Source organism: Vibrio genomosp. F10 str. 9ZD137 (assembly GCF_049974785.1).
Classification (GTDB): Bacteria; Pseudomonadota; Gammaproteobacteria; order Enterobacterales; family Vibrionaceae; genus Vibrio.
Genome location: NZ_JBNGCJ010000424.1, coordinates 1 through 2,021 on the forward strand (window position 1 = coordinate 1; position 2,021 = coordinate 2,021).

At 47.1% G+C, this 2,021-nt stretch carries 2 protein-coding genes; both read right to left on the minus strand.

What is annotated here, in order from left to right; all coding sequences use genetic code 11:
- The coding region (locus tag ACP45E_RS10085) for an aromatic amino acid lyase (protein WP_158008375.1) at window positions 1-341 on the minus strand (341 nt) is incomplete at its 3' end.
- 163 nt (window positions 342-504) lie between these two features.
- A partial coding sequence (hutU, locus tag ACP45E_RS10090) for a urocanate hydratase (RefSeq protein WP_069584966.1) occupies window positions 505-2,021 on the minus strand: 1,517 nt, incomplete at its 5' end.

Sequence of the window (2,021 nt, forward strand, 5' to 3'; positions counted from 1 at the left end):
CCAGAATAGCCGCGGGCGAGGCTGTTAATTTTCAGAACCATCATCAAACGTACGGTTTCATCAGACATCAGTTTCCCGATGCCCGCCGCATGCGACAGTACGATGCTTCGCTGCAATGTTTCTAAATCTTCAGGGGCAATACGCGTGTTGGCGAGTAGACCAAAACCGGTGTTAATGCCATACACGGTTCTATCTTCGGCGATAACCTGTTCCACAACGCGAGTGCTTGCTTCAATGTCTGGAATCGCATCTGGGTTAAGCGCTAGGTTAATGGGCGTTCGACTGACTTGACGCAGTTCTTTTAAGCTAATGTGTCCAGGCTTTAGCAATAGATTTAACATCTTCATTGATCCTTTAATACTTCTCTATTGAATCGTTACTCACCGATTGTTTTTAAAAACTCGTTCTTTTATAAATACGTGCTTCTACAAAGCAAGTCCTCTTAAAAACAAAAAGTTCCACAAAACAGTGAGTAACGATAGAAAGTGGCAGAAACCAGTTCGCTTATTTAAGCTTGCTCAGTTCTTCGTTTAACATTGGAAGGTCTAACCCTTGCTCCGCTGCGCATTGTTTTGCAATGTCGTATCCCGCATCAGCATGACGCATGACTCCAGTCGCAGGGTCGTTATGCAGAACTCGCGCTATACGTTCTGAGGCATCATCACTGCCATCGCAACATATGACCATGCCAGAATGCTGAGAGAACCCCATTCCAACACCACCACCATGGTGAAGCGATACCCAAGTTGCACCACCAGCGGTGTTAAGCAGAGCATTCATCAGTGGCCAATCTGAAACCGCATCCGATCCGTCCATCATGCCTTCTGTTTCTCGGTTAGGGCTGGCTACTGAGCCAGAATCTAGATGATCACGGCCAATAACAACGGGCGCTTTAAGCTCACCATTTTTGACCATTTCATTAAAGGCTTGACCTAAACGTTCGCGGTCTTTTAGGCCAACCCAACAGATACGTGCGGGTAACCCTTGGAACTGAATACGTTCGCGCGCCATATCAAGCCAGTTATGAAGCTGAGGGTTATCTGGAATAAGCTCTTTGACTTTTTGATCGGTTTTGTAGATGTCTTCAGGATCTCCAGACAAGGCAGCCCAGCGGAAAGGCCCAATGCCTTCACAAAACAAAGGTCGAATATAAGCAGGAACAAAACCCGGAAAATCAAAGGCATTGTTTACGCCTTCTTCGAGTGCCATCTGTCGAATGTTGTTGCCGTAATCCACCGTCGCAGCGCCTCGTTTTTGTAAATCGAGCATGGCGGTGACTTGAATGGCCATGGATTGTTTTGCTGCTTTGATCACTTTCGCTTCATCGTCTTTTCGAACCGATGCCGCTTTGTCCATGCTCCAACCTTGAGGCAGATAACCATTAAGAGGATCGTGAGCTGAAGTTTGGTCGGTAACGACATCTGGGGTGATGTTACGTTCAACGCATTCAGTGAACACGTCTGCGGCATTCCCAAGTAAACCAACAGAAATAGGCGTGTCAGATTCTTGAATCATTGCCATTGCTTCATCGAGGCTAGTGGCTTTTTTATCGACATAGCCGGTGCGAAGTCGGTAATCAATTCGTGATTCATCACATTCGACAGCAATCATGGAATAACCCGCCATAGTGCCAGCAAGAGGTTGCGCGCCACCCATGCCGCCAAGACCACCAGTTAGAATCCACTTACCTTTCGCATTGCCATTAAAGTGCTGTTTTGCCATCGCGACAAACGTTTCGTAAGTCCCTTGCACAATGCCCTGAGAGCCAATATAGATCCAGCTACCCGCCGTCATTTGCCCGTACATCATTAAGCCCTGTTTATCGAGTTCATTGAAGTGTTCCCAATTCGCCCAATGGGGCACAAGATTCGAGTTTGCAATTAAGACACGAGGTGCATTTTTGTGGGTTGGAAAAACCCCAACAGGTTTACCGGACTGAACCAATAAGGTCTGGTCATCTTCAAGTCGTTCAAGCACTTCAACGATTTTGTCGTAGCATTCCCAGTTGCGAGCGGCTCTGC